At 54.2% G+C, this 26,150-nt stretch carries 23 protein-coding genes and 1 tRNA gene; 5 read left to right on the top strand and 19 right to left on the bottom strand.

Annotated features, from left to right (window positions below; genetic code table 11):
- The first annotated feature begins 32 nt into the window (after positions 1-32).
- Positions 33-926, top strand: a complete 894-nt coding sequence (locus tag ACN0YD_RS01365) for an alpha/beta hydrolase (protein WP_417316844.1) — start codon at positions 33-35, stop codon at positions 924-926.
- A 125-nt stretch (positions 927-1,051) separates the two neighbouring features.
- On the opposite strand, the gene ACN0YD_RS01360 is transcribed toward ACN0YD_RS01365, so the two are convergent.
- From ACN0YD_RS01360 to ACN0YD_RS01320, 9 genes are all read right to left on the bottom strand, one after another.
- Positions 1,052-2,833 carry a methyl-accepting chemotaxis protein gene (locus tag ACN0YD_RS01360; RefSeq protein ID WP_417316843.1) on the bottom strand — a complete coding sequence of 594 codons (1,782 nt, stop codon included), beginning with the start codon at positions 2,831-2,833 and terminating at the stop codon, positions 1,052-1,054.
- A 3-nt stretch (positions 2,834-2,836) separates the two neighbouring features.
- A complete protein-coding gene (locus tag ACN0YD_RS01355) occupies positions 2,837-3,439 on the bottom strand; it encodes a hypothetical protein (protein ID WP_417316842.1) in 603 nt (200 codons plus the stop codon).
- A 125-nt stretch (positions 3,440-3,564) separates the two neighbouring features.
- The gene (locus ACN0YD_RS01350) at positions 3,565-4,242 is read right to left on the bottom strand and encodes a 2OG-Fe(II) oxygenase (protein WP_417316841.1); all 678 of its coding nucleotides are present in this window, start codon (positions 4,240-4,242) and stop codon (positions 3,565-3,567) included.
- A 142-nt stretch (positions 4,243-4,384) separates the two neighbouring features.
- Positions 4,385-4,714 (bottom strand): zinc ribbon domain-containing protein YjdM, encoded by a 330-nt coding sequence (locus ACN0YD_RS01345; RefSeq protein ID WP_417316840.1) that lies wholly within the window; start codon positions 4,712-4,714, stop codon positions 4,385-4,387.
- A gap of 76 nt (positions 4,715-4,790) precedes the next feature.
- Entirely contained in the window at positions 4,791-6,854 is a 2,064-nt protein-coding gene (locus ACN0YD_RS01340) for a cache domain-containing protein (protein WP_417316839.1), read from the bottom strand.
- A gap of 104 nt (positions 6,855-6,958) precedes the next feature.
- A complete protein-coding gene (locus ACN0YD_RS01335) occupies positions 6,959-7,546 on the bottom strand; it encodes a thermonuclease family protein (RefSeq protein WP_417316838.1) in 588 nt (195 codons plus the stop codon).
- Between the two features lie 387 nt (positions 7,547-7,933).
- Positions 7,934-8,290 (bottom strand): hypothetical protein, encoded by a 357-nt coding sequence (locus ACN0YD_RS01330; RefSeq protein ID WP_417316837.1) that lies wholly within the window; start codon positions 8,288-8,290, stop codon positions 7,934-7,936.
- 178 nt (positions 8,291-8,468) lie between these two features.
- Positions 8,469-10,076 carry an ATP-binding protein gene (locus tag ACN0YD_RS01325; RefSeq protein ID WP_417316836.1) on the bottom strand — a complete coding sequence of 536 codons (1,608 nt, stop codon included), beginning with the start codon at positions 10,074-10,076 and terminating at the stop codon, positions 8,469-8,471.
- Positions 10,077-10,330: 254 nt separating this feature from the next.
- Positions 10,331-11,149, bottom strand: a complete 819-nt coding sequence (locus ACN0YD_RS01320; protein WP_417316835.1) for a LytTR family DNA-binding domain-containing protein — start codon at positions 11,147-11,149, stop codon at positions 10,331-10,333.
- A 211-nt stretch (positions 11,150-11,360) separates the two neighbouring features.
- Between ACN0YD_RS01320 and ACN0YD_RS01315 the strand changes: the two genes are divergently transcribed.
- Positions 11,361-12,545 carry an acyltransferase family protein gene (locus ACN0YD_RS01315; protein WP_417316834.1) on the top strand — a complete coding sequence of 395 codons (1,185 nt, stop codon included), beginning with the start codon at positions 11,361-11,363 and terminating at the stop codon, positions 12,543-12,545.
- Between the two features lie 79 nt (positions 12,546-12,624).
- On the opposite strand, the gene ACN0YD_RS01310 is transcribed toward ACN0YD_RS01315, so the two are convergent.
- Complete coding sequence (locus ACN0YD_RS01310; protein ID WP_417316833.1) at positions 12,625-13,251, bottom strand: PEP-CTERM sorting domain-containing protein; 627 nt, start codon at positions 13,249-13,251, stop codon at positions 12,625-12,627.
- A 425-nt stretch (positions 13,252-13,676) separates the two neighbouring features.
- Positions 13,677-13,753 (bottom strand) — tRNA-Arg (locus ACN0YD_RS01305).
- 148 nt (positions 13,754-13,901) lie between these two features.
- Between ACN0YD_RS01305 and ACN0YD_RS01300 the strand changes: the two genes are divergently transcribed.
- Genes ACN0YD_RS01300 through ACN0YD_RS01290 form a run of 3 tightly spaced genes read left to right on the top strand, consistent with a single transcriptional unit; the run spans position 13,902 to position 16,650 of the window.
- Positions 13,902-14,321: an acyl-CoA thioesterase gene (locus ACN0YD_RS01300; protein WP_417316832.1), complete on the top strand. Its 420-nt coding sequence runs from the start codon at positions 13,902-13,904 to the stop codon at positions 14,319-14,321.
- 18 nt (positions 14,322-14,339) lie between these two features.
- Positions 14,340-15,125: a thermonuclease family protein gene (locus ACN0YD_RS01295; protein WP_417316831.1), complete on the top strand. Its 786-nt coding sequence runs from the start codon at positions 14,340-14,342 to the stop codon at positions 15,123-15,125.
- A 25-nt stretch (positions 15,126-15,150) separates the two neighbouring features.
- On the top strand, positions 15,151-16,650 hold the full coding sequence (locus tag ACN0YD_RS01290; RefSeq protein ID WP_417316830.1) for a M48 family metalloprotease: 1,500 nt from the start codon (positions 15,151-15,153) through the stop codon (positions 16,648-16,650).
- A gap of 70 nt (positions 16,651-16,720) precedes the next feature.
- Here ACN0YD_RS01290 and ACN0YD_RS01285 read toward each other — a convergent pair whose 3' ends face one another.
- The 8 genes from ACN0YD_RS01285 to ACN0YD_RS01250 all read right to left on the bottom strand — a co-directional run bounded on the left by ACN0YD_RS01285 (position 16,721) and on the right by ACN0YD_RS01250 (position 26,093).
- Entirely contained in the window at positions 16,721-19,894 is a 3,174-nt protein-coding gene (locus ACN0YD_RS01285) for an efflux RND transporter permease subunit (RefSeq protein WP_417316829.1), read from the bottom strand.
- A complete protein-coding gene (locus ACN0YD_RS01280) occupies positions 19,891-21,084 on the bottom strand; it encodes an efflux RND transporter periplasmic adaptor subunit (protein WP_417316828.1) in 1,194 nt (397 codons plus the stop codon). Before ACN0YD_RS01280 ends, ACN0YD_RS01285 begins: the two co-directional genes overlap by 4 nt.
- Entirely contained in the window at positions 21,084-22,517 is a 1,434-nt protein-coding gene (locus ACN0YD_RS01275; RefSeq protein ID WP_417316827.1) for an efflux transporter outer membrane subunit, read from the bottom strand. The genes ACN0YD_RS01280 and ACN0YD_RS01275 overlap by 1 nt, the downstream gene beginning before the upstream one ends.
- Before the next feature lie 200 nt (positions 22,518-22,717).
- On the bottom strand, positions 22,718-23,545 hold the full coding sequence (locus ACN0YD_RS01270) for a hypothetical protein (protein WP_417316826.1): 828 nt from the start codon (positions 23,543-23,545) through the stop codon (positions 22,718-22,720).
- Between the two features lie 139 nt (positions 23,546-23,684).
- Positions 23,685-24,185 carry a CarD family transcriptional regulator gene (locus tag ACN0YD_RS01265; protein ID WP_417316825.1) on the bottom strand — a complete coding sequence of 167 codons (501 nt, stop codon included), beginning with the start codon at positions 24,183-24,185 and terminating at the stop codon, positions 23,685-23,687.
- 400 nt (positions 24,186-24,585) lie between these two features.
- A complete protein-coding gene (gene fdxA, locus ACN0YD_RS01260; protein ID WP_417316824.1) occupies positions 24,586-24,924 on the bottom strand; it encodes a ferredoxin FdxA in 339 nt (112 codons plus the stop codon).
- A 134-nt stretch (positions 24,925-25,058) separates the two neighbouring features.
- Positions 25,059-25,526 (bottom strand): TerB family tellurite resistance protein, encoded by a 468-nt coding sequence (locus ACN0YD_RS01255; protein WP_417316823.1) that lies wholly within the window; start codon positions 25,524-25,526, stop codon positions 25,059-25,061.
- Positions 25,527-25,592: 66 nt separating this feature from the next.
- Positions 25,593-26,093: a retropepsin-like aspartic protease family protein gene (locus ACN0YD_RS01250; protein WP_417316822.1), complete on the bottom strand. Its 501-nt coding sequence runs from the start codon at positions 26,091-26,093 to the stop codon at positions 25,593-25,595.
- Positions 26,094-26,150 lie beyond the last annotated feature (57 nt).

Genomic DNA, 26,150 nt, shown 5'->3' with positions numbered 1-26,150 from the left:
CCAAAACAGTCAACCCTTGATAGGATGGAAAGATGATCAGAAAAGCCCTTACACCCTGTATTTTCCTACTTCTCTTTGTAACGGGTAGTCTTTTCTTCCTTTCAACTCCGGTGCTGTCGGGGGTTTACCTGTCCCCCGACAGCAACCGGTTTATTTTTAAAGGCTGGGGCGGCCCGGCCATTCCCGTTTGGTATACCCTCCCGGAAAATTATAATGCCGACACGCCGATCGTCATTGTCATGCATGGTGTCAAGCGGGATGCGGATCGCTATCTTTCTGAATGGACGCCACTTGCCCGCGAGTATGGGTTCATTCTCCTCGTGCCCGAATTCAGCAAACAGGATTTCCCCGGTGCCGCCGGCTATAATCTGGGTAATGTTTTCACTAAGGATGGCCGTAAAAACCCAGAGGAACAGTGGAGCTTTTCCGCCCTGGATCCCCTGTTCGAAACCATGAAAAAGGATCTGGGCTCGAAGCGCGAGGGCTATCGCCTCTATGGCCATTCCGCCGGCAGCCAGTTTGTCCACCGCTTCCTGCTCTATAAACCCGACGCCAAAATCGAAATGGCCATCTCGGCCAATGCAGGCTGGTATACAGCCCCGACGGAAGACGAGCCTTATCCCTATGGCCTGAAGGATAGCGGCATCGATCGGGATAGCCTGAAACCGTTGTTCGGCAGGAATGTCATTATCCTGCTGGGAGATAAGGATACCGATCCCAACCACAAATCCCTGCGCCGCACGCAGGAAGCAATGCGTCAGGGACCACACCGTTTCGCCCGTGGCCACTATTTCTTTGAGGCAGCCCGCACCATGGCGAAAAAACTCGATGTATCGTTCAACTGGAAACTGCAGACCGTGCCGGGCGCGGAGCATAGAAACGACCAGATGGCCATCGCCGCTTCGCCAATTCTCTCGCAGCGCTGATATTGATCGGCAGGTTACCGAATGGTGTACAATCCAGACGAAAAAACAGCCTGCCCCTGCAACGAAAAAAGCGGGAACCAGAGGTTCCCGCCTTTAATGTTTCAACTCCCGGAGGACATTGCTTTTTAGCCGGCTGCCACCTGCTGCACTTCCTGAAGGAATGACGATGTCAGGCCGCTCATACTGCTGAATGCATCATTCATGTCGGCGGAGGCCTTGCGTACTTTCTCCGCGGCAGCGACATTGACATCCATACCCTCGAGCACCTTGTTCACATTCACATTAACCTGTTCACTGCCCTGAGCGGAATCCTGGACATTCCGGGCAATCTCCTGTGTCGCCGCCTGCTGCTCTTCAACTGCAGAAGCAATACCGGACGCCGTATCGGCAACATTGCGAATGGCGCTATCGATCTTTTGCATGGCCGCGCTCACATCACTGATATGATTCTGCACGGAAGAAATCTGGGACTGGATCTGCTGAGTTGCATCGGAAGTCTGTGTCGCCAGACTTTTCACTTCCGTGGCCACAACGGCAAATCCCTTGCCCGCCTCACCGGCACGCGCCGCCTCAATGGTGGCGTTCAGCGCCAACAGGTTGGTCTGTTCGGCAATATCGTTGATCAGCTTGATCACATTACCAATGGACTCAGAGGACTCGGTCAACAACTGAACAGTCTTGTTGGTATCCTGGGCCATATTCGCCGCGTCCTGTGATCCCTGGGTCGACCTGGAAACCTGCTGGCTGATTTCGCGAATGGAAGCGCCGAGCTGCTCCGTAGCTCCGGCCACTGTCTGAATATTGCTGGAAGATTGCTGGGCACCGTCAGCCGCACCCTGGGATTGATTGCGGGCGTCTTCGGAAATGTTGAAAATTTCGTCCGCGCTGGACAGCAGATTATCAACAGCACTGGAAACTGTCTTGCTTGTCACGGCAATGTCAGATTCAAATTTCTGCATGAGCTGGGTCAGCAGAGTGTTTTTACGTTCTCTGGCCTCCAGTTCCTGCTGCTGACGCTGCATTTCCTCTTCCTGCTGACGTTTCTGTTCGGCATTGCGCTCTTCATCCATTTGCTCCTGCCGGCGACGGTGTTCTTCTGCCTCTTCCGCAAGTCTTTCACGCTCAACGGCATTGGCTTTGAAAATCTCTACCGTCTCGGTCATTTTACCGATTTCATCCCGGCCAGGCGCCAGAGGTATTTCAACACTATTATCGCCATCCGCAAGCGCCAGCATGGACTCTGTCAACCGGCGGATCGGATTGGCAATCACCCGGCTCAAGAAGAAACCGCTGACTACCAGAAGAACAGCAACAAGAAGATTTGAAACGAAAACAGCAATACTCACATTCTGTGCCGCAGCATCTGATGCCGCATAGCTGGTCGTCAGGCGTCCAGTCATAGTCGCATCAAATTCTTTCTGGATATCCGACATCTGATCCATAAGCTTTTTCGGCACTCCGGTAATTTCCAGACCCCGTGCCTCATTGACCGTCAGGTAGTTTCCGGTCAGGTTAATCTGTTTAGCCACATAGTTGTTATTCCAGTCATCTACAGCACTTCCAAACGACTTCACCAACGGGGCCAGAACCTCGTCACCTTTCGTCATGGAGACAAGTTCGCGATAAGCCTGTTTGTAGGATTCCAGACTGCTCTGATATTCCTCGAGAACAGAACGGTCGCTTGCCACCAGAAGATAAAGCACCGCCTGGCGCTGCATACGGACCTCTGACATCACCTTGTTCAGACTATGTGTCAGTTCGTTGACCATACGGGTTTCTTGCGCCCGCTCGTTCATGGTTGATGTATTGATATAAATGGCTGCTGACGCCAAAAGAGTAATCAACATCAGGACAGAAAAAGCCGAGATGATTTTCTGTGTGATGGGTAAATTATAAAGCTTTTTCATGTCTTAACTCTCCCCGAAGCGGCGTTTCAGTTCATTCATATTGAACTCGACTGTCGCCACACCGACCTTCTCTCCTGTTTCAGAGGTTATCGTCATGCTGACCTGCAACCTCCAGATTTTGAAACTCTCGTCCCATTCCGGCTCATCAATAAAGACTTCATCGACGCTCACAGGAAAGGTTTTGAGATATTTATCTTCATCACCCTGCCAGAAATCAGAGGTAACAGAACTTTGCCCTGCATTGAGACCCTTGTTGTCCATGACGAAAATTTCCACATACAGGCCAAGGGATTTGGCCTGTATCTGGGTCAGATAGGTGGAAAGCGGATTGTTCAAGGTCGCAGCAATCATCGGCTGGAAGGATTTGTCACGCTCCTTTCGCCACGCCTGGTCAAGCCCCAGAATATCATTGTTGCCGAGAGACGCATATTTTTGATTTTGCGCCCCCAGAGTTATGAATACCAGCGGCTGTTGCAGCCAGTTGCGTACGTCTTCAATAACCTTGTCATTGATCGACACCTTGGGCGGGCGGCTCTGGGCATGGGACTGGGAATATCCAGTCAACGTCACCAGAACTATGGATAGTATAACAGACAGTAACCTCATCACAAACTCCACTATTTTCTGTCTTACATCTTTATTGAGTAAGTCTAACCCAATGAATTTAAACAATTCTTAAGAAGGGGCTTGTTTAGAAAATAATTCTGGAGATACTACTGATATGGCCTGTTTCAGCTCAATGGAATCTCTATCGGCCTGACCCGGAACCAGCCGGCAATGGAGAGACGCTCCGAACGGCAGGGTAGAACTTCGTGGGGCATTTCCTCGCTCAGAAAAACCGCCAGTGTGCCGAACGCGGGCGCCACCGCTACCGGTGCCCGCCCCCCACCGCCCGGGTACATGAGAAGTTCACCGCCATCCCCGGGCTGCCAGTCGTGATTCAGATAAGCCACCAGAGAGAGTATCCGGTTGGATTCCCCCTGAAAGGCGTCGTAATGGCGTCGATAGAAATCCCCGGCCCCATATCGGGCATAATGGCTTTCAAAAGAATTCAGCCCCAGGAACAAACGGCGGTTAAGATAGAGACGAAGCGCATCGGCCCAGTCAAGCCAGGCTTTGCCGGCCGGGCGTTCGCCGGTAATCCAGCTGATTGTGTCACGGCGAATACTGTTGTTTTTCCGGCGCGCCACCTTGCGACCAATGCGGGCCGGACGGAAATCACGTTCGGGAATTTCGGCAATCTGGTCGGAAAGAATGACCTCCAATCCCTCCGACAGACCGCCGGTATAAAGGCAATACCCCTTGTCCTCCAGTTCCCGGGCGATATGTTCGAACAGGCGGAGGTCGGCACCGTCATCGGCAAAATTCCCGCCACCGGGCGGCGGCGGGCAGGCCGTGGTCACTGTCATTTCAAGAAATCACTCCAGAAGGGCGCCCGTTCCCGTAAGGGACGTCGGAGGTGCGCCGCGATTGCTGCAAGATGCGCCACTGAATCTACACCTGTTTCCGGCGGGCAACAATCATATTATCGCCAGTGTCAGACCCTGCACCCTAGACCTTGCGCACAAATTCCGATTTCAGCCCCATCTGACCGATGCCGTCGATCTTGCAGTCGATATCGTGATCACCCTCCACCAGGCGGATGTTCTTGACCTTGGTGCCGACCTTGACCACCGAAGAAGAGCCCTTCACCTTCAGGTCCTTGATGACCGTGACCGTATCGCCGTCGTTAAGCACATTACCAACACTGTCGCGGACGGCCTCTTCCTCGGCCGCCTGGGCCGGGTTCCACTCATGGGCGCATTCGGGACAGATCAGCAGAGCACCGTCCTCGTAAGAATAAGGGCTATTACATTTCGGGCAGGGTGGCAGTTCGCTCATGATAAAACCTCGACACAAAAAGATCAGGAGCCCTATATAGGACTCCTGTCCTCTAACCGCAATAAATTACTTGCCCTTAGCCGCCCTGCCGGACCTGCATCAGGAAATTGTTGGTGCTGTCCTGCAAGCTCTGCACACGCTCGCCCAGATCACGGGCCACATCGGTCAGTGAGCCTGACATGCTGCCGGTTTCATCCACGGTTTCGGTAAGCCCGGCAATATTCCTGGAAACCTCGCCAGAATTGTCCGACGCCATGCGGGCGCTGCGGGCAATCTCCTTTGTGGCCGCATCCTGTTCTTCCACCGCCGCGGCAATGCCGGTCATCATTTCTCCAAATTTGTTGATGATTTGCACCATCGACATGATTTCCTCGACCACTCCCCGGGTCGTGCCCTGCATTTCCTCAACCTGATCGTGGATCTCCCCAGCCGCACTGGCGGTCTGGGTGGCCAGGGCCTTGACCTCGTTGGCGACCACCGCAAAACCCTTGCCGGCTTCACCGGCACGGGCTGCCTCGATGGTGGCATTGAGCGCCAGCAGGTTGGTCTGCTCGGAAATTTCCTGAATCAGCTTCAGCACATTGTCGATGGACTCAACCTTGGCGGACAACTGCTCTATCTGCTGTTGGGCGGTACTGCCCTTGCTTACGGCCTCCTGGGCGCTCTTGCTGGAGCGGGACACCTGGCTGGTGATCTCGGAAACGGACACGGCCATTTCCTCGGTACTGGAGGCGACCATATTCATATTGCCAGAGGCTTCGCTCACCGCCTTGTTGCCAAGCTCGGCCTTGTTCACCCCATCAGCAGAGAGACGCGACAGATCGCCGGCCCGTTGTCCCAATAGCTTTGTGGTGTCCGCCACCTTATCGATAACACCCTGGACAGACTTTTCAAATTTATCGGCCAGGTCGGCCATGGCGCGGGCCCGTTCCGCTTCCTGGGCGCGGCGGTTTTCTTCCTCCGCCACCCGGGCAGCCGTTTCCCGTTCCTCTTTTTCCCGGCGCAGTTGCTCCTGCTGCTCGCGTTCTTTTTGCTCGCGGGAGGTGATTTCCTCGGCCATGGCTTTCTGTTCAATCAACCCTTCGCGGAAGATACCCACGGCCCGGGCGATCTCGCCAATTTCGTCCCCCCGGTCACTCCTGACAGTCTCACCGGAGGTATCGCCTTTTGCCAATCGGGAAATCACCGCCGTCAGGTCCACCAGCGGCGCGGCGCAGGACCGATACATAACCAGAACCACAAGACCGGCCATCACCAGAAGCAATACAAGGGCGCCAAAGCTCGACAAATGAGCAGACGAGCGCAACGCTGCATAATGGGAACTGTCCAGAAGCAGCACGGCCACACCGATGGTCTGGCCGGAGAAGTCCTTCACCGGCCCGGCCAGCAGGCCCCGGTCCTCGCCGTTCACGGAAAAGCCGGTTTCAATCTGCTTGCCGCTGCGCGCTGTGGCAAGAAGGCCGCTGTCCAGAGGCACCTCGTCGGTACTGGCCGCGAATAATTTCGCCTTGTTGTTGCCTTCAAATACATACAGCAGGATTTCATAGCCGGGCCGGTCGGCGACCCTTTTGATAAAGTCATTGCCGAGCGACAGCCCAAACTCCACAGATCCCACATGCCCCGCAGCGCCACTTACCGGCACTACGCCGCGAATACCGATCCCGGCAACACCTTTTTCAAGGCCGGTCCGGGCGGAGCGGCTTTCATTGGTTTCAAGAACCGTTTTGCGGAAACCGGACAGGTCGTCACCGAATTTTTCCGGCTTGTGCACCCGCAGGAAAGATATGGCGGGCGGGCTGTGGAACTGGAACTGGCGTACGCCGGTGTTTTCTTTCAGATCCTTGAAATGCCCGGCAAACATTTTCGCCAGGGCCTCCCGATCGCCGGCAGCAAAAGCGTCCTCAACCGCCTTGTTGGCGGCCACGGCTTCGGCCATGGAGCGGGCTCGGCGGGCCTCCGCATCAATACGTCCAAGAAGATCATCATAGAGAACGCCGAGCTCGCGCTCCAGCGCGGTATCGGTAATCCGGCCGACCGTGATATTCATAATAACCACGAAAATCAACGCCGATAAAAGGCTGAGGCCTACCAGGGACAATACCATTTTCCCCCGGAAGCCGAGATCAGACCAGAACTTCATACAAACCACTCCTTGCTGCAATGCAATATTATAAAAATATTATATAAAGGATTTCTTTATGACAAGTTAATGAAGCAGCTGCAGCTTCTGGTTTTCTCCTGCATTTACCGCATTCGCTTGCGATATTGATAGGGCTCCGTGAATTCACCTTTCCAGATACCGCGCCGGGCATCCCGGGCGTCCGATTGCTGACCGGCATAGGCGCGGGAGAAATAGAGATAGGCGATGGCCTGGCCGCTTTCCACCATCCGGGCATTGAGGTCTGCTCCCTCGCCAACAAAACAGGTGGCTAAAGCCCGGCCGTATTTGTCCGTGTCCCGGCTGTGACAGGTCACGGTGCGCCCCGCGATCAGACTTTCCAGATAGCGTTTGGATTCATAGCCGCAGGAGTAGCTGCTTCCGTTGAGGGTGCAATTCTGGCTCAGTTCCGGCGCATCAATGGCATGCAGACGGATACGCCGGCCATGGATGCTGAGGGTGTCGCCGTCGATCACCACTGCGGGACCGGTGATGGTCTCCGTCCCGGCGAGGGAAGAACGACCAACTGAAAGGTCAATCCGGGACAGCCAGACCATAAAATTTGCGGGCAGGGAAACATGCACCGCCGCACCAATGACCACCCCGACAGCCATTGCCAGGGCAATGTCCAGGACAAAGGGCCTTTTGCGGCCATATTTCAGAACTCTTCCCATTCCGGCTCCACTTGATCTTTCCGGGAAGACCAGTAAAGCAGGGAAGATTTACCAAAGCGTTAGAAATAGGGAAAAACTGGATCAAATCCAACCCCCGACGTTCCCTCAGAAGCTATAGCCGAGCGACAGGCCGAGCCTGTGGGAAAAAATAAAATCATCATGGCCGTCGTGAACAAAGAACCCCAAGGCATTGACCCCGGCGGTGAGGCCTGAGCCTGGAAATTGATAATAAGCCCCGGCAGTAAGCCCATACAGGGTTTCGCTGTTGGAGGACTTGAAACTGCTCAGGCCCTCCGACGCTGCATCGGGCTCCCAGGTGGCTTCATAATCGCCGGACCGGCCACCGATGGCGGGGCCGAGAAAATAGGCGAGCCGGCCTCCGCTTTCCTACTCGGAAATGCCGCCCAGCACCAGGGAAACCGTATAGAGGGTCAGGCTGCCTTTCTGTTCACCGGTGAAAACCCGGCTGCCATTATTAAAACTTATCTCTTCGGACGTCTCCAGCCCGAAGGTGACTGTGGCATTGACACCGAGGGAGAGCCCGCCCCAGACTTTTTTCAGGTAAAGGGCATCAGCGCCGACGCCGAACCGGCTCTTATCCTGATAGTTGTAATCCCTGATGGTGGCGATATTGCCGCCGACAAAGGCGAAGGAGTCTGAACCCTCGGCCGCCCCGGCAGGGGTCAGCGGCAACAAGAGCAGGAGGCTGGATGCAAGCGTTGATTTTTTCCAATTGATATTCATGAATTTATCCCCGTTTTATTGCTTGGTTGTAGCGCCAGTGTCAGCAGCGGCAGTAAATGTCACAATATTGTTACAGTTAAAATTCTGACTGTAACGGTAACACCATGACGGGTTTGGCCGGGGTTTTGTGACGGGGAAAGCAACCTGATCGGTATAGAGTGGTTGGAGTGGAAAAAAGTCAGTTCGGGCGGAGAGAACACCGCAGCTTATCATTGTCCCCTGACCGGGGCAGAGAGACACGAATGACAGTCCCCTTGCCGACCCGGCTGGTGATGTCCAGCTTGCCCTCATGCAGATCGATCAGGGAATTTACGATAGCAAGGCCCAGGCCGGTGCCGTTCCGGGAATGATAGGGGTCGTCCTGTTCGGTGAAAAAGGGTTTGGTGACCTCCCCGATCTGGTTCTCGGGAATGCCGATGCCGCTGTCCCCGAATTCAATTTTATGTCCCTTTCTTGTTGCGCGCGCCCTAACCCAGATCCTGCCGCCCGGTGGCGTGAATTTTACCGCATTGCTCAGGAGATTGATGAAAATCTGTTTGACAGCGCGGTAGTCTGCGAAGAGGGGCGGCAGCCGTTCAGAAATGTCAAAGGTGAGGTCAATGGACTTGGCCGCAATCTCAGTCCTGAGAACCACATCACACTCGTCTGCGATGTCCTGCAGATTTAGAGTTTCTTTGTGCAATTGACGCTCACCGGCCTCAATGGCCGAATGATCAAGAAGATCATTGATCAGGGACAAAAGATAATTTCCGGCGCCGTTTATACCTCTTATATAGCCCTCGTATTTCTCGGACCCGACAGCACCGAACACTTTACCATTCATAAGTTCCGAAAAGCCGATGATGGCATTAAGCGGCGTGCGCAGGTCATGACTGATGGAAGCCAGAAACCTGGACTTTTCCTTATTCGCCTCGTCGGCATGTCTCCGCGCCACCATCTGATGCTCCAGGGAGATATAGAAATAGACCAGGCACGAAATCAGAATGCTGACGAGCAGGCCGGTGCCGAAGGTGATGACGGCCAGCTGTGACCGTCGTTGACTAATAAATACAGCTGTGGGCCGTCCCGCTATCTTCCAGTCTCTGTCAGGCACCTCAAGGGCAGAAACAAGAAAAGGGTTCCCATTTCCGGCTACGCCTGGCGATACGGGAATATCCAGGACATCGTCCTCTCTGAACTGCAGCTCAAAGTCACCTAATGCTGTCTGAAGCACTGAGGCCTTGAACAAATCAGCAAACTTGAAAACCCCCACGATAAAACCGTCAAATGAGGGCCCTGACCCAACGGGAACGCAAACCAGAAATCCCGCCCCTCCCTGGACAAGTTCAATCACCCTGGTCACATGTGGTACATTCATCTCCGCTGCCGACAAAAGGGATTCCGCCCGGCGCTCTTCAAACATCAGGTCAAGTCCAATAGCGGCTTCATTCCCGGCAATCGGCTCGATCCACTTCACCCGAAATTGGCTGTCCACCCATTCAATGGCGCTGACCGCTTCCATGTCCGACACATAATTCCTGGCATCGGCCCTCCATATGCCTTCCATCATCTCTGGATTATTCTGCCTCCGTCCCGCCATCCGCTGCAGCGCCCTGATATCCTTGTTCAATATAAGGGAGAGCTCCCGGCTGATGCTTGAAATCGCGATCTGGGCGGCATCATTGATGGCGGCCCCTTCTCTCGACAGCTGTTCCCGGGTCAACCATGTTGTCCCCCCAATACCCATGAGCAGGATCACAAGGGGAAGCAACCATTTAAATGTTGAGAAGGCCGTAAAAAAGTTCAACTTCGCTCCGTTCCTCCAGTCACCTTACCGCAAGGCATTTCGTTCTATTCCATTCTATCGTTCAACAATTTAACGCCCGTTCGTATTAATATATTATTAAGTATAGATATTAAAAAAACCAGATGCGGCCAGAGAGGAACATACAACTTAAGATAAGTCGCCTGAAGCGGACTATAAAAGCGGTCTCATGGCTCGGGGAAAGAAAGGGCCTATGAAGAAATTGGTGATCTCAGTTGCTGGATGGCTTGACATACTCAGGACCCCAGCCGGTCCTTGTAGCGGCGGCTGGCGCGCAGAATTTCACCACTTTTGAGTTTAACGTTCAGATCACCCCCGGCCAGCGGTGCTGTTTCTACGATGAGTGTGCGGTTCACAAGTGAAGACCGGTGAATGCGCACTACATTTGCGCCACTCTCCTTCAACGATTTTTCCAGCTGTTCGAGCGTAATCCGGGCCAGTTGGCTGCCGCTCTTCGAGGTAATATCAACATAGTTGCCTGCGCTTTTGGCAAACATGAACTCTTCCGGATGCAGAAGGATGGTCGTTGCGCCGCTTTTCAGGACGACAGGATCATTACCCGCCCTGCGGGCAAACTTCACCTGCCGTTGCAGCTGATGGAAAAACATATAAAGCAGGAAAGTCATCAGATCCTTGCGATATTCATAAAGGGCGTCAGTGAAACCGGCAGTAAAAAACTCGTAAGACCCCTCAAACAGGATCGGCCAGGCCACCTTCCTGATCATCACCATGATCGTCACATGCAACAGGGAAAAAATGAGGCTCGCCCCGATATAGGGAACAAGGGTCCTTTGCCAGGTGGCACGTGTGAGCGGCATTTTGTCAAAAAAGACAAAAACCGGCGCCAATAGCAGGATAATGGCGAAAGCACTTGAAAATTCGGTAACGATAGGATTGGCGAGGGGAAGCTCGCGGCCATAGCCCCGTGCATCGGACATCTTTGTCATCACATTGACAACCGCAATAACAAGTGTCGCCACCGCAAGTAAATGTATCAGCCTGTCCCGCAGCAGGGCCTGCACCACCGCTGCCCAATATGTCCCGATTGGTTCCATGAGTCACAGCATACGCGAGCGACGATGTGGTGAAAAGTAACAAAACAACAAAGCCTTACCGCTTGTCCCAAGGGAGTTACCGCTTATCCCTGACCAGATGACAGCTCTACCGCTTATCCCGAACCAGCGCCGCCGGACCCGGCATGGATGCAGGCGCCTCCCCCTTCTGTCACAGTGCGGATTAACAACTCAATTGCAGTGGAGCAGGAAAATGAACCAACCTTCAACCCGGCGTTACGACCTGGACTGGATCAGGGTGATCGCCTTTGGGCTGCTGATTTTTTACCACATCGGCATGTTTTTCAACAGCGAGGGCTGGCACGTCAAAAGCGCGCATATGAATGAGACGGTGGATCATATCATGTGGCTGTCCAGTCCGTTCCGGCTGTCGCTACTGTTTCTGATTTCAGGGGTCGCGCTGCGCTATGCGGTCGACAAGGCCACTTCTGTCCCACGCTTTGCCGGGCGCCGGTTCGGCCGACTGTTCCTGCCGATTCTGTTCGGTATGCTGGTGATTGTAACGCCGCAAGCCTATTTCCAACTCCTGGCAACAGGGGAAATCACCCCCGGTTACCTGGATTTTTATGGACGTTACCTCGCCGGTGAGGAGAGCTTTTCCATCACCGTACCCACCTGGAACCATCTCTGGTATGTGGTCTATCTTCTGGTCTATACAATGCTGCTTCTGCCGCTGTTGCCGGTGGTGCGGAGACTGGCGGATCAGCTGGACCGGCCCTGGTTCGGCCGGCTGATGAGCGGTGGACGGTTGTTCCTCCTGCCGGCCGTGATATTCATCATTTATCGCTTCACCACAGATATCAACTTCCCGGAAAATCACGCCCTGTGGGGCGACTGGGGCGCCCATGCCCGTTACGGAAGCTATTTCCTGATCGGCTTCCTGCTGGCGAAAAATGCCACCTTCTGGACCCTTTTGGACCGGAGCTGGCGCGGGGCCGTAATGGGCGCGCTGATCCTCGCCGTTGGCCTGTCATTTTTATGGGCCAACTGGGAAAGCTGGTTCGGCGGCATCACCTGGATCGAGAATATCGTGCGCGCCCTGCGCCCGCTTTATGCCTGGATGATCATCATGGCCATCCTCGGCGCCGGTCAGGCCTACCTGAACCGACCGGGCAAATGGCTCAGCTATTGTTCGGAAGGCATATTTCCCTGGTATATCCTTCACCAAAGTCTGATTGTGATTTCGGGCGCCCTGCTCGGCCACATGGGGCTGGACGTCTGGTCCGAATTTTTCCTGGTGCTCGCGGTAACGGCGGGCGGCTGCCTGTTAATCCATGAAGTTTTGATCCGGCGTATCGCCTTCCTGCGCCCGCTGTTCGGGGTGCCAATGAAGACGCGGGAAAAAGCGTTGGTGGTAAAGGCGCAATTGGCGGGGTGATTTCCGAACTCGGCACAACAAAAAACGGCGGTCCCGGGGAACCGCCGCCTCAATGCAATTATTGTCGCCAAGTCCGCTATCAGGCGTTTGCCTTCCGACGGCGTGCGTAGCCCAGTCCCGCAAGACCAAACCCCAGCAGGGCCAGTGTAGCCGGTTCCGGGACATCAGAGACAAGAGACCCCGCAAAAGGTGTGACCACATTTTCAACAATTTCACCTCCGTCGAACCCCGGTGTGCAGTCATCACAAACCGCGATGTCAATCGCCTCATCGCCAAAATTGGCTTCAAGGAACGGCAGTTGAAAAATAAAATCAAAAAACAGGGGGGCAGAAAATGGCGCACCGCTTAAACCAGACACCGCAAATACACCGCTTGTTAGAAAACCAGCGGAAGCGGCGAATGTGGCGCCGGCCAGATTTGACGACAATATCGAACTGCCGGAGAAGTCAAATTCGTTATATCCATTATCCCAGTCAAACAAGATCTCATTGAATGTGCCATTCCCAGTAGCAGTAATGGTGCCACTGATCTGTAGTTGATCATTGGCATTGTCAAAAACTGCGCTCACCCCGGTAATAGTAAGTGCCTGCGCATTGCCTGCAAAGCCCATCGCTACACCGGCGGCCGCAATAATGCCAAAACCCCCGTTGCGGAGTTTCTTTGGATCGATCAAACCAGTCATTTTAAAAAATAGTTTTTTTGTCATATGAAGCTCCTTTAAACTCCCCTCTATATGCTGGAGAGATACTAAAAAGTTAAAATTAATCATTTAGTCTTAATTTCGGAAAATAGGTCCTTGGGGAGATAGTCTTAATTTCGGAAAATAGGTCCTTGGGGAGAGTAAAAGCAAGATACATGCCAAATAATATATCCCTTTGTTATCAATTGGATACATATTTCCCTCATTTTCCAAAACTGAGAACTGTAAAAAAACCTGACACTAGAAAGTATATTTTCAGCCGGGATTTTACAAAAAAGGTGGGCTTTTAAAAGTGGTGATCCCGACAGGATTGACGGTCAGGCTGACGCCTGCCTCGTCTACTTCGCTTACGCTTCGTGAACGAACAAAGGATCAAATCCGGGCGGCGAGAGAACCAAAACAAAACCGGCCGCAAAAGGCCGGTTTGATTTTGGTGATCCCGACAGGATTCGAACCTGTGACCCCCAGATTAGGAATCTGGTGCTCTATCCTGCTGAGCTACGGGACCCTCCTCAAAAAGTGAATAAAGTGATGCCGAAAAGCTCGCCGCAAGTCAACCATATTGTGGCTGATACCTCTGTATACTTTATTTCCCCGTTCCCCCGGTCTATCCTGTCCCGACCGATAAAAAGACAACAACAAGGGCCAGCTTCCTCATGATCGAAACCTACCGCGGCATCGTCTATCCCACTCAGCTCGACCATATGGGCCATATGAATGTGCAATGGTATATCGCCAAATTCGACGAGGCGACCTGGCATTTTATCTCGTCCGTCGGGATCACCCAGGACTATGTCAGGGAGAGCGGCATGGGCATGGCCGCCCTGCAGCAGAATGTCACCTACAAGGCGGAGGTGATGGTCGGCAGCCTGCTGGTGATCAAATCAAAATTTCTGGAAATCAACAACAAGACCATCAAGTTCCTGCATGTCATGTATGATGCCGAAAGCGGCGAAGAAGCCGCCCGTTGCGAGCTCACCGGCGCCCATCTCGACCGCACCAAACGCAAGGCCGTTCCCTTTCCTGAGGAGATCGCCGCCAAAGCCCGGGAGATGCTGGCGGCGGAAGAAAAATAAGAAACCCTGGCGCTTGCGATGAGACTGATCCTCCCCTTCCTTCTGCTCCTGATCCTGCCGGTTTTTGCCGAGGCAGAAGCACTGTCCCGACCCGAGGGGCCGTTCCTGGTCACCGAAGTGGTGGACGGGGATACGCTCCGGCTGGAGGACGGGCGGCAAGTACGCCTCGTGGGCCTGCAGGCGCCGAAGCTGCCGCTGGGCCGGGAAGGGTTCACCGAATGGCCGTTTGCCAAAGAAGCCAAAGAGGCACTGGAGGAGCTGACCCTGAACAAGCAGGTTACGCTCCGTTATGGAGGCCTGCAAACGGATCGGTACGGCAGAGCGCTGGCCCATCTGTTCCTGCCTGACGGCACCTGGATACAGGGTGAAATGCTCAAAGCCGGCATGGCCCGGGTCTATAGTTTCCGCGATAACCGGACGCAGGTGCGTGACATGCAGGCGATCGAGCAGGAGGCGCGGCGGAAACGGCGCGGCATGTGGGGCTTAAGTTATTATGCCATCAAACATCATCTGGAAGCCGGACGCTTCACCGACAGTTTCCAGATTGTCGAGGGCGTGATCAAAGAGACGGCGAGTGTGCGCGGGCGCATTTTCATCAACTTCGGCGAAGACTGGAAAACCGACTTTACCCTGGTCATTGAAGGCAGGGCCCGACGGCTGTTCCAGACAGCGGACATAAAACTGGCAGATTTACCGGGTAAAAAAATTCATGTGCGGGGCTGGCTTAAATATTATAATGGTCCCATGATTCAGGTGACCCATCCGGAACAGATCCAGATTGTTGAGCCGGAGGGAGGGCACTGACACCGTTTAAGGGGAGTTTATCCAAATGGCATTGAAAAAATTATCCCATACAGTAACAAAATGGCTCGTGAGCGGAGCACTTGTCGCCACCCTCGGCGCCTGTACGACCCTCAACCCGGCCACCGGCAAGTCTGAATTCACGCCTTTCATGAGCCCGGGCCAGGAAGCCAAGATCGGGAGCGAGGCCCATCCCTCGGTGATGGCCGAACATGGCGGCGTCTATGATGACCCCAACATCGGCGGCTATGTGGCCACCGTCGGCGGCAGGCTGGCGGCGGTCTCCGAAATGCCGGACACTCAGTTTACCTTTACCGTACTGGACAGTCCCATCGTCAATGCCTTTGCCCTGCCCGGCGGCTATATCTATGTGACCCGCGGCATTCTGGCCCTGTTCAATTCCGAGGCGGAAATGGCCAGCGTACTGGGCCATGAGATCGGCCATGTCACCGCCCGGCATACGGCCAAGCGGTATAATCAGTCGGTCTTTGCCGGCATCCTGGGCGTGGGCGTGGGCGTACTGGCCGGCAGCCAGGAGGTGGCGGAAATGGTCTCCTACGGCTCCCAGCTCTATCTGTTGAGCTATAGCCGGGACCAGGAATATCAGTCCGATGAGCTTGGGGTGCGTTATACCAGCCGGGCCGGTGTCGATCCCTATGGGGCCGCCGGCATGCTGGAAAGCCTGAAGGCGCAAAGCGATCTTGCCGACCTGATCGCCAATCGCGCCGGCGAGGAGCGTACACCCGAATTTTTCTCTACCCACCCCAATACGGAAGACAGGGCCGCCCGGGCGCTGCAAAAGGCAAGAGAAACCGGTATCCGCCAGGGAAGCCGGGATCCCGGCCGTGACCGCTATCTCAGCGTTATTGACGGTATGATATACGGCGACAACCCGGACCAGGGGCTGATCCGCGGCCGTACCTTCTGGCATCCCAAACTGCTGTTCACCTTCGAGGTGCCGGAAAATTACACCATGTCCAACAGCTCCAGTGCTGTTGTTGCCCGGGGCAGCGGTGACGCCGAGGGATCCGCCGTGATCTTTGCCGGGGGCAACGCCAAAGGCAAGAGCCTTGAGCAATATCTGACCGAGGCCTGGAAAAGCATCAGTGAAAACGGCGCGCTGGAGAACTGGCAGGAAATGACCATCAACGGCATGGCGGGAATGACCGCCACCACCACCGGCACCTTTAACAACCAGCCGGTTCTGGTGCGCATGGTGGCGATCCGCTATTCTGCGGATCAGGCCTATCACTTCCTGATGATTGTGCCCCAGAATAATGTCAATGCCCTTGAGCCCGGCCTGCAGCAGATGGCCTATAGCTTCCGCAAGCTGAGCCAGAACGAGGCCGGCAAATATAAAGCCAAACGCATCAAAATCGTCACCGTGCAGCCGGGTGATACGGCCCAGGGCCTGTCCCGGCATATGGCCTTTGACGATTATCAGCTGGAACGTTTTCTGGTCATTAACGGCCTTGACCGCAACAGCACCCTCAGGGCCGGACAACGCCTCAAACTGATCGTCGAGTAGACATGAAAAAGCCGGGAGATAATCTCTCCCGGCATCAGTCTGTGTGGTAAGTTTCTACGGTTTTTTTGGATTATTCCCCGACAATGACTGACGGTTCCTTCCGTCCCAGCAGGAAATTGAGTTTTTCCCGCACCTTGGCCACGATCAGATAAAGGATCGGCACCAGGAACAGGGTGGCAATAGAGGACAAAGCCACCCCGAAGGCCAGAGAGACCACTGTCGGCACCAGGAACAGGGCCTGCATGCTGGTTTCCAGCATCATCGGCACCAGACCGATGAAGGTGGTCAGCGAGGTCAGGAAGATCGGCCGGAACCGCTCCTCTGCCGCAATTTCGATAGCCCTGAGCGCACTGTTCCCCTGATCCCGGAGCTTGTGGATATAATCCAGCAGCACAAGGTTATCATTGATCACCACACCAGCGGCCGCCACGATCCCGAGAATGGAATAGATGCTGATGTCCATTCCCAGGACCAAATGACCGATAATGGCCCCCATATAACCGAAGGGGATCGCGGTAAAGATCAGGAACGGCTGGACATAGGACTTGAAGGCCACCGCCATCAGGAAATAGATGGCCAGAAGTGCAACGCCAAATCCGGCCATCAGGGACTGCATGAACTCCTGCTCTTCCTTCTGGTCGCCTTCGAGGCTGAATTCCACCGCCGGAAACTTGGTTTTCCATTCGGGGAAATATTTTTCCTCGATATCCGCCAGAATTTCGCTGGCATTGGCCCCATCCGGGTCCACATTGGCCATCACCTCCAACGTACGCATCCGGTCGGTGCGTTCAATGGTGGTATAGGCCTGCCGGTAGTTGACATCAGCCGCAGACCCGAACGGCACCTCTTTCCCTGTGGCTGTACGCATGCGCATGTCATTCATGGTATCAAAGGACATGCGGTCTTCCTTTGGCAGGCGGACCATCACTTTTACATCATCCTGACCGCGCGGGATTCGCTGAACTTCATCACCGTAAAAGGCCTGGCGCACCTGACGGGCAATATCAGACAGGGAAAGTCCGAGGTTTTCCGCACTTGGCTTCAGGGACAGAACCGCTTCCATACGGGCCGTATCTCCGGAATCGGTGATATTATAAAGCCCGTTGTAGCTGCTATAGGCCTCTTTCAGTGCCAGCGCCGCCTGCTCGATTTGTTCCGGATCACGTGATTTGATCAGAAGGTCCAGACGCTCGCCACTACTGCCACTTCCGGAAAAATCAAAATTGACATTTTTGGCATCGGGTATCACCGGCGTCAGTTCACGCCAGAGATCCGTGATCTGCACCACATCCACATCCCGCTCTTCGGCCGGTACCAAAATAAGGAAAGCCCGGGCAGAGCCGCTACGGTTGCTGGTCCAGGTCAGGACATCCTTGATGATCTTCTGGTCAGGATATTCCTGAGCCAGTTGGTCTTTCATTTTGAGGGCAGCATCTGCCAAAATCATTGTCGCCTGGTCTATGGTGTCATAGGGAGACCCGGCCGGAAAATCGATCCGCGCCTGGACAAAATCCATTGGCACATCGGGCATGAAAGAGTTTTTCACCCAGCCAGCAATATTCAGAGAAAAAATAACCATACAGCCGGCAAGGATGACACAAAGCGACAGGCCCCAGCGGCGCAAGACCTTGTCGAGGAATGGCCGGTACCATTTGTAAATAACCCAGTCCAGGAATCTGGTTGCTCGGTCCTGTATTTTTGCAAACAGAAACGATGACTTTTCCCGAATATCCCGAATGCCCGGCAAGCCAAACAGTTTGGACAGGAAGCCGTGTCCCTTTTCCCCCCCATGACGCAGATGGGTCGGCAGAATAAACAGGGATTCAAAGATAGAAAAGCTAAGGCATAAAATCACCACGACGGGGATTACATAAGCCACCTTCCCCGAATTGCCCGGCAGAAAGGCCATGGGAAGGAAGGCAATCATGGTCGTCAGCGCCGAAAAAATCACCGGTTTGGCTACTTTTTCAGCCCCGACAACAGCCCCTTCCCCACCGATGACTCCATGCTGGTTTTCCCGGTGGATGCTTTCCCCGATAATGATGGCGTCATCCACCACAATACCCAGGATCAGAATGAAGGCAAACAGGGAAATCATGGTCAGGCTGACCCCGGTTGACGGCAACAGCATCAGGCACCCAAGGAAAGAAATGGCGATCCCCATGGTCACCCAGAAAGACAGCTCCATATTCAGAAAAACCATCAGGCAGACAAAAACCAGGATCAGGCCGGTGATTCCATTCCACATCAGCATACTGAGACGGCTTTTAAACATGTCAGAGGTATCAAACCAGTTGGTTATCTCCACCCCTTCAGGCAGATTCGGGCGAATTTCCTCGTCAATCAGGTTGTTAATCTCGCCACTCAGCTTCACCACATCCGGTGTGCCCTCGGTACGGACAAAAATCAGCACACTTGGCTTGCCGTTAAAGCCGACGCGGAACTGGTCGTCGGTAAATCCGTCAACCACCCGGGCCACATCCTTCAACAGGATCCGTGTGCCGTCTTCGTTGCGCAAAACGACGATATTTTCGAAGTCTTCCTGAACATAAGCCTGGCCGCGAGTCATGATCTGGATCTGGCCCGCCTCGTTGTCCACCTTGCCTGCCGGCAGATTTACAGAGGAGCGCGCAATGGCATTGGAGACATCATCAAAGGTCAGGCCGTATTTCTGCAGGTCCAGTTCTGAAACCTCGATGGATATTTCATAATCACGCACCGCATCCAGATTGGTTTTGGCAGCACCCGGAATCTGGGCGATCTTGTCCCGCACATCGCGGCCAAGTTCCTTCAACTCTCGTTCCCCGAGATCACCATAGAGGACGATATTGATTACATCGCTTTCCGCGTAAACCCGCTCGACAATGGGGCGCTCAGACAGGGTCGGCAGGGTATTGATCGCATCCACCCGGGCCTTGACCTCGTTCAGCATCTTGTCGGGATCATAACCGTCCTCCACCTCGATACGCACCTGGCCAATCCCTTCCCGGGCACGACTGTAGAGGCGCTTGATTCCCTGCAGGTCAAAGACCGCTTCCTCGACACGAACCAGAATGCGTTCCTCGACTTCGCGCGGGCCGGCGCCAAGGTAACTTACCGAAACCCAGATTTCGTTCATGGCGAATGTGGGAAAGGCAATCTTGCCCACATTGCTGTATCCGATCATGCCACCGATCAGGATTACGATCATGATCAGGTTGGTGGCAACCGGGTTATTAACAAACCACTTGATTATGTTTTTCATGATTTGTCTCCGGTTTTATCGACAGCAGACAGCAGCGAGCCCTTGTCGGCGGGGACCGCCTCGACCAGGGTACCGTCAACCGCGATGCCGAGCTGGGAAACACAGACTTTGTCCCCTTCCTCAAGACCGCTTGCAATCACCACATGTTCACGATTGCTTTCCAGCACTTCCACTTTGCGGGTCCGCAGCTTGTTTTCGCTGTCCACCACCAGAACGCTGTCACCCTGACGCAGAACCTGGCGGGGCAACTGGAAGGCGCTCTCATAGGCGCGCCCCTCGATATGGGCGACCACAAACTGACCGATGGTCATGCGCAGTCCGTTTTCCATGGAATAGACTTCTTCGCCCTTCAGTTCGGCGACCACGTAAAGAATCCGGCTTTTGGTGTCGATCACCCCTTCCGAGCGTACAATTCGGCCTTTCCAGGTATAGCTTTTGTCCGCGAAAGTCCCGGTAAGGGTCGCTGTAAGTTCCGCCTTGCCATTTTGCAGTTGGACAAGATTAAACTTGCCCAGGTCCCTGCTGGTCAGCGGCAAACGCACTTCCAGAACGTCGGTGGAATAGTAGATGCCCATTCTGGAGCCCGGGCTGATATACTGCCCAAAGTCCACCAGTTTTTCCGTTAACAGGCCGTTGAAAGGAGCTTTTATTTCGGTCCGCTCCAGATCGAGCCTGGCGGTATAGAGGGCGGCCTCTGCCGCCTTCAGTTTGGCTTCCGCATCGGCCAACTGGGGTTTGCGCAGCACCAGATCACTGGGATCCCCCTGCCCGAGCATTTCCCATTCTTCCTTGGCCAGGGCCGCTTCCTGCTGTTCCTGCAACTGGCGCTGACGGGCTTCCGCGACCCGGGCCTCGGCAGAGGTTACCGCAGCCTCATAATCCCGGGGATCTATGCGCAGGAGGGTTTCACCCTTTTCAAAGTTACCGCCGGCAACAAATTTGTCCGACACATAGACGATATTTCCGGCCACCTGGGGCACCAGATCAATCATTTGCCTGGGCATAACCGTTCCCTGGGTTTCCACAAGCAGGCTTGTCGGCTGGGCATGGGCCGTTACAACGCGCACCTTGCGGGCCTCGACCACATGTTCTTTCTTTTCAGGTTCCGGCTTGGCGGCAACAATCCCCCAACTGAGGACCACCCCTCCGACCAGAACAGCTATTGGCAACAATATACGCATGATTTTCATTACAAATCCCCTTCACTCTTATATGCAGTTAGCTGGTTGCTATTTGTTGCCTGATGATCTTCCGGTTGTGTAAAATCCCCACCCAGGGCCAGGTGAAGTCTTATTCTGTTGTTTATTCTTAATCTTTTGACCAGCAAAAGCTGGCTCTGCTGGGCAAGGGCCTGACGTTGTGAATCCAGCAGGGTGGTCACATTGATCAGCCCGCGGGCATACTGGTCCAGAGCCACCTCTTCCGCAGAGACGGCCGCTTCGGCAGCCTTTGCCGTGTGCCGGACCTGTTCATGCAGGGAGCGATCCGTGGACAATCCGTCCTCAACCTCCCTGAAAGCCTGTAACAATGTCTGAGCGAATTGCTCTTTCTGTGCCTCAAACCGTGCTTCCTGGGCTCTGGCGGTATTCAACAGCCGACCGCCCTGAAAGACAGGCTGGGTGATGTTGCCGATCAGATTCCAGAAAATATTATCAAATTTCAGCAGATCGCTGAAGTTATCAGACGCATTCCCGGCAGATCCCGTCAGGGAAAAGGACGGCAACAATGCCTTGCCCGCCTGCTGGGACCTGTAACCGGCCGCATAGAGACGCTGCTTGGCGGCCTGCAGGTCCGGGCGACGCTCCAGAAGGTCTGCCGGAAGTCCGGCCGGCACCTCGGAAAGTTGGTCGGGAAGACCCCCGGCAGCCCTGAGGCTTGCCGACGGATAACGTCCGGCAAGCACCTCAAGCGAGCGGCGGGCCCCATCAAGCTGGTCCCGGCGATCACTCAGTGAGGCCCGGGCGGCCTCCAGATTGCTGAGCGCCAGTCGCAGATCCAGACCACTGCTGAGACCCCGGTTGAACCGGTTGCGAATGATCCGCTCGGACCTCTCGTAACTTTCCACTGTCCGCCGAGCCAGGGCATACTGCTGTTCCGCCTCCAGCGCCTGGAACCAGCCCTGGGCCACCTGGGCGGCAAGCGACAGACGGGCGCCTTCCAGATCATATCTGGCGACGGCATAATCTGCAGCGGCGGCTTTTTCCCGGGTGCTCAGTCGGCCCCAGACATCAAGCTCCCAACTGGCGTCCAGGCCAAGAGACAGGGAATTGGTCGTCACGGAGGGGTTGCTGGTGTGCTGACGCTGGGCGGAAATTCCCCCGGAAAGGGACGGCAGGAGATCTGCTCTCGCAACACCGCGATCATAGCCGGCCGCTTTCATCAAAAGGGACCTGCTTCTGTAATCGGGATTGTCAGCCAGAACCTGATCAACAAATTGCAGCAGTTCGGGCATTTGCAGCTCGTCAAGCCAACCGTCCCGCACCATACCTTCGTTATCAGATGAAGCCTGCCAAGAAGCGGCAGTTTCAGGTCCCGGAAGATCCCGGTCAGCGACCGGTATACTTGTGCAGGCTGTCAACGCCGTAGCCGAAACAGCACACACCAACAAGGAAATTCTGTTCATCCACACAATTCCTAGGATCTGTCAGGATTATTATTTTGTATTGTCCGGTACAGACCCGAATTCAGTTAAAAATAACTGATATCTTCCGAAAGCGATGATAGCAAAGAAAATGCTGCATGGCGATAGCGGTCAAGGCATTTGGTCTCAAAATTATGTGATTTTGTCGCACTGCAGCAGGATAAAGACGATCGTCGCCTCTGTCAGACGGTGATCTGGTCGAGGACTTCTCCCTCCGGGGAAAAACAGACTGCCGACAAGTCGCCCCCGCGCCCGCATCCGCTGTCCACAGTTGCGCAATGGGGGTTGTCCAGGGAAAGGCCGCCATTTGAATGGTCATAGCCGCGAACCACCTTTGTAAAGCCGGAAAAAGGCCGGTCGATTTCATCAAACCTGCCGTTATCCCACCAGAACTGGTCTTTCTGCATATCCAGCGGACGCGAGACATCCACGGAAGCATGGACAAAAAGAAGTTTTCCGTCCCGGCTGAAAGCGGCCCTTCTCAAGTGCTTGAGAAGATCACCATGCCCCGGATGCTTGTGAACTTCCCGGCGCAGGCCATTGGTCCACCTGGTAATGGACAGTGTCCCTTCCCGGGAAATGGCCCGGGCCACATGGGCCTTTGTTCCATAGGCCTCGATCACCGGGCCTAGGCCGTGATCAAGAAGCCAGTCCATGACCTCTCCCGGATTGGGCGCGAACTGCAGCTGCAGCAGTTTGGAGAACATTTCTTCCCTGGCGCCACGCAGATAGACAAAATCCTCCGGCATATAGACAGACGGCATGGACATGATTTCCCGACGGCTTTTCAGAAGTTCATCAATGGTTTCCAGATTTCCGTCATTGCTGCCGAAATAGTTGCCGAGATAAACCAGCTTGTCTTTCTTGTACAGCCGTTCCAGCAGAAGATGATGAAGTTCCCTGAGCCGCCCTGCCTGTCCGTGAATAGCGCCAATCGCCCATATACGTTGCACATTGTCAAAACATCCGTATCTTTCCGGATCCATGGCAGACAGGTCTGTTCCGCTCATCAAAGTCTAGGTCCCTTTTTCTGGTCCCGGCAGCAGGTGAAGAAATCGCCGCCGGCAAACCCACTTTAAGATAACAGGCTAGATAAAAAAAGAGCCTGAATTAAGACAGGCTCTTTTTTATTTCCGTTATGTCAGGAGATCAGGCAACCTGGAGGTAAGTCTCCAGTTTTTCCAGCGCTTCTTTCTCCGCGATTTCCTCGACCGCAGCCACTTCACGGGCCAGCCGGCTGATTGCGGATTCATAAATCTGACGCTCGCTGTAGGACTGTTCCGTCTGGTCGCCGGACCTGTGCAGGTCGCGCACGACCTCGGCCAGCGAAATCAGATTGCCGGAATTGATCTTGGCTTCATACTCCTGGGCCCGGCGGCTCCACATGGTCCGCTTGACCTTGGCCTTGCCTTTCAGGGTTACAAAAGCCTTGTCCATGACATTTTTATTTGACAGGGATCGCATGCCGGCGGATTCCGCTTTGTTAGTGGGCACACGAAGAGTCATTTTTTCACTTTCAAAGCGAATGACATAAAGTTCCAGTTTGATTCCGGAAATTTCCTGTTCTTCGATGTCAGTAATGACGCCTACGCCATGTTTGGGGTAAACGATGTTTTCATTGACTGAAAATTTCAAATTCGACTTAACCATCTAGAAAAATATTCTCCAACTGAACTAACTTAGGCAGGGCAGTCGGCCCCGGCCACATATCGTCAAAAAAGCGCCAAAAACCTGCAACCCCGGGTCACATAATGGTTAACAACACCTTAATATACTCAGAATCGCCAAAAAACACCTCCTCAGGCAACTACGAAGACGCATGCCAAGGTTAGCGATTATCTGAATAAAGGATTTAACAGCAATGGGTTATTCACCCTGACGTCCAAATCCTTGTGCAATGCATATAATATAACATAAATTTCACAAAAAAACACCCCTTAACAGACATCAGGGTCTGAGAAGGGGTGTCTCGTCTTAATTCTTTCGGTCCTGAAACAAAGCCGTGCGGTGTCGAAATACGCGTTTCACGCTTCCGGGACAGACACGAAAATCAGCTGCCGGCGCCCGGCTTTTCGCTGAAGTGTTTTTCGAACTTGTTCTGTTCGTCCTTGGCGGCGTCGGCGCCGTCCATGGGGTCGACCCGTTCAGTGATATTCGGCCATTCGGCAGAATATTTCTCGCCAAGCTCAATCCATTTCTCGAGGCCGTCCTCGGTATCCGCGACGATGGCTTCGGCGGGACATTCCGGCTCGCAGACGCCACAGTCAATACATTCGTCGGGGTTAATCACAAGCATGTTTTCACCTTCATAGAAACAGTCCACTGGACAGACTTCCACGCAGTCAGTGTATTTGCAGTTGATACATGCCTCTGTGACAACATAAGTCATAAAGATCTCCTTTACCTGCCGCGGCACGGTCTGGTCTCCCGCCTCCGCGATCAATATACCCTGACACAGGCATATAACATTTTTCTCTTTATTCACAAGCCAAAAAAGCGCAAAGCCCGTTCCTGGCCGGAATATCAGGAAGCATCCGGACCAAGCTGTCGCTCTCTGACCTGGCGACGAATGCGGCCGCTCTCCTTGTCGGGCACATAAAGCAACCCGGCTATGCGGCGCATCAGATTGCTTTCATAGGCGCTCTCCTCGCCGTCCGCATAGACCACTTCCCACAGAAGCTCGAGGATATTCTCCCGGCCGGCCTCGTCAAAATGATCCTTGATGCGTCGGGTAAAGGACAAAATCTGATGGCTGTCGTCAATTTCCCGCTCCGCCTCGCCAAGCATTTTCCGGGCCTCTTCGGCCGCAAGCCCGAGCCGCTTTTCGAGAAGCATCAGGATATGGGCGCGCTCTTCATCTGAAAAATCGCCGTCCTGCAGCGCCACCTCCACCATCAGGGCGGCGGCAGCCAGTGTTTTTTCCTGTTCGGGAGTGTTGCTGTTTTCCTGTTTACCGGAGAGCAAATCTCCGAGTTTTGCAAAAAGTGACAATGATCTTTCCCTGTTAGTCGGTGATGAATAGAGTGTCGGATGATCTGACTCAGGGATATAATGGACCTAGCGGCGAAGCACAAGATGTTCGCCCTCGACCTGGAAGCTGTCCAGCCGATTGAGAAAACTCATCCCCAGCAGGGAAACCGACAACGACCCCGGGGAGGATACAATCGCCGGGACATCATAGACCTCAATGGCGCCCACACGGAATGACGACAGATTTATGCGGGCAATCCGGGCCACGCCGTTGGCTGTATTGATCCGGCCGTCATATTCAAGATTGCCTGGATCAAGCCCGGCCTTTTCAGCATCTTCATAGCTCAATGAAATAAAGCTTGCCCCGGTATCCACCACAAAAGTAACCGCCGTACCGTCTACTTCCCCATCGATCCAGTAGTGTCCACCTTCTCCCCGTGCCATGCGCACTTCGTCGGTCATCTGGTGAGCGGACTGCGATACCATCTTCTCCGCCACGCGCTCTTTTGGACGGTTTTCTTTCTTCACAGCCGTCAAATCGGCGTTGTCCGCCACCCAGGCCACTGAAACCGTCAGCAGAAAAAACACAATAAAAGTCTTGCCCGCATGCATTGTCCGCTATCCCATTTTGATCAGGGCACCAGT

The sequence above is a fragment of the Emcibacter sp. genome, from assembly GCF_048269205.1.
Lineage (GTDB): Bacteria > Pseudomonadota > Alphaproteobacteria > Sphingomonadales > Emcibacteraceae > Emcibacter.
The sequence above is the reverse complement of the archived record's forward strand: the minus strand, read 5'-3'. Positions and strand labels throughout refer to the sequence as shown.

What these genes read in the sequence shown, in the direction of transcription:
- ACN0YD_RS01365 (WP_417316844.1), top strand. Translation starts at nt 33, where the DNA reads ATGATCAGAAAAGCCCTTACACCCTGTATTTTCCTACTTCTCTTTGTA.
- ACN0YD_RS01360 (WP_417316843.1), bottom strand. Translation starts at nt 2,833, where the DNA reads ATGAAAAAGCTTTATAATTTACCCATCACACAGAAAATCATCTCGGCT.
- ACN0YD_RS01355 (WP_417316842.1), bottom strand. Translation starts at nt 3,439, where the DNA reads ATGAGGTTACTGTCTGTTATACTATCCATAGTTCTGGTGACGTTGACT.
- ACN0YD_RS01350 (WP_417316841.1), bottom strand. Translation starts at nt 4,242, where the DNA reads ATGACAGTGACCACGGCCTGCCCGCCGCCGCCCGGTGGCGGGAATTTT.
- ACN0YD_RS01345 (WP_417316840.1), bottom strand. Translation starts at nt 4,714, where the DNA reads ATGAGCGAACTGCCACCCTGCCCGAAATGTAATAGCCCTTATTCTTAC.
- ACN0YD_RS01340 (WP_417316839.1), bottom strand. Translation starts at nt 6,854, where the DNA reads ATGAAGTTCTGGTCTGATCTCGGCTTCCGGGGGAAAATGGTATTGTCC.
- ACN0YD_RS01335 (WP_417316838.1), bottom strand. Translation starts at nt 7,546, where the DNA reads ATGGGAAGAGTTCTGAAATATGGCCGCAAAAGGCCCTTTGTCCTGGAC.
- ACN0YD_RS01330 (WP_417316837.1), bottom strand. Translation starts at nt 8,290, where the DNA reads ATGAATATCAATTGGAAAAAATCAACGCTTGCATCCAGCCTCCTGCTC.
- ACN0YD_RS01320 (WP_417316835.1), bottom strand. Translation starts at nt 11,149, where the DNA reads ATGGAACCAATCGGGACATATTGGGCAGCGGTGGTGCAGGCCCTGCTG.
- ACN0YD_RS01315 (WP_417316834.1), top strand. Translation starts at nt 11,361, where the DNA reads ATGAACCAACCTTCAACCCGGCGTTACGACCTGGACTGGATCAGGGTG.
- ACN0YD_RS01310 (WP_417316833.1), bottom strand. Translation starts at nt 13,251, where the DNA reads ATGACAAAAAAACTATTTTTTAAAATGACTGGTTTGATCGATCCAAAG.
- ACN0YD_RS01300 (WP_417316832.1), top strand. Translation starts at nt 13,902, where the DNA reads ATGATCGAAACCTACCGCGGCATCGTCTATCCCACTCAGCTCGACCAT.
- ACN0YD_RS01295 (WP_417316831.1), top strand. Translation starts at nt 14,340, where the DNA reads ATGAGACTGATCCTCCCCTTCCTTCTGCTCCTGATCCTGCCGGTTTTT.
- ACN0YD_RS01290 (WP_417316830.1), top strand. Translation starts at nt 15,151, where the DNA reads ATGGCATTGAAAAAATTATCCCATACAGTAACAAAATGGCTCGTGAGC.
- ACN0YD_RS01285 (WP_417316829.1), bottom strand. Translation starts at nt 19,894, where the DNA reads ATGAAAAACATAATCAAGTGGTTTGTTAATAACCCGGTTGCCACCAAC.
- ACN0YD_RS01280 (WP_417316828.1), bottom strand. Translation starts at nt 21,084, where the DNA reads ATGAAAATCATGCGTATATTGTTGCCAATAGCTGTTCTGGTCGGAGGG.
- ACN0YD_RS01275 (WP_417316827.1), bottom strand. Translation starts at nt 22,517, where the DNA reads ATGAACAGAATTTCCTTGTTGGTGTGTGCTGTTTCGGCTACGGCGTTG.
- ACN0YD_RS01270 (WP_417316826.1), bottom strand. Translation starts at nt 23,545, where the DNA reads ATGAGCGGAACAGACCTGTCTGCCATGGATCCGGAAAGATACGGATGT.
- ACN0YD_RS01265 (WP_417316825.1), bottom strand. Translation starts at nt 24,185, where the DNA reads ATGGTTAAGTCGAATTTGAAATTTTCAGTCAATGAAAACATCGTTTAC.
- fdxA (WP_417316824.1), bottom strand. Translation starts at nt 24,924, where the DNA reads ATGACTTATGTTGTCACAGAGGCATGTATCAACTGCAAATACACTGAC.